Source organism: Thiolapillus sp., assembly GCF_048562965.1.
Classification (GTDB): domain Bacteria; phylum Pseudomonadota; class Gammaproteobacteria; order Chromatiales; family Chromatiaceae; genus Thiolapillus; species Thiolapillus brandeum_A.
Genome location: NZ_JBHNMF010001242.1, coordinates 1 through 760, shown reverse-complemented (window position 1 = coordinate 760; position 760 = coordinate 1). Strand labels below are relative to the sequence as shown.

The following is a 760-nucleotide window of genomic DNA, read 5'->3' as shown; positions in this document are numbered from 1 at the left end:
GTAATCGCTCCCTGCAAACGACAATATCCTTGTCAAGGCAGGTGATTAATTAATTCAGTATATTGGCATGCGCTAATTATCTGGAGCTGCCCGAAAAAGATAGCTATTTATAGACGGTAACAAGTTAGGCACCGACAGGCTATTTTCATCCTGCAACCAATCAGGCAACTCAAACTCATCCAAGCAAAACCGTTCATGCGCCTCGGGTTGATAGCCTGGAGCAAAGTCAATTTCATGAACATCATCCATGAAAGCATCGTTATATTTACGTAGATAAGTTTACGCTACGCTATTTCTTTGCGGATAACCAGTGATTGTCGGTGGTTTTTGGGGGGATTTGCGGTTTGTAAAGAATACGGTCGTTTGTGGAACAGCTTGAGAACTTATGATTTACAGGGTAATGAGTGTTCCGTATGCCGTCAACTATTCAATGTTTCACAAATAGCGTAATTTTACTAGTGAGACACGCCTTTAACCAAACAATAAAACCGGCTTATAGCGTGTATCGATACAGGATACAATTGATCATGATTACCCAAATCCCCAGATAGAGGCATATCAGCGCCCGAAGGGCGCCAATATCCACTGATTTCCGCTTGGTTGAATTGCAGACAGCGATGAATTAGACCGGATTTGACTAGGAAATCCGAACAAAATCCATATCCCACGCCCTTGCAACGCAACCCGGCTGCTTTCAGACGCACCTATCCCGTCATACCCGACAGATTGGTCGCAAACTTCCTCAAATGGGCGGCGGTTC

General features: G+C 44.3%; 1 protein-coding gene. It reads right to left on the bottom strand.

Annotated elements, in window-relative coordinates; translation table 11 throughout:
* Positions 1 to 72: 72 nt before the first annotated feature.
* Positions 73 to 249 carry a hypothetical protein gene (locus tag ACOCD2_RS23545; RefSeq protein WP_419583083.1) on the bottom strand — a complete coding sequence of 59 codons (177 nt, stop codon included), beginning with the start codon at positions 247 to 249 and terminating at the stop codon, positions 73 to 75.
* Between the last annotated feature and the right edge of the window lie 511 nt (positions 250 to 760).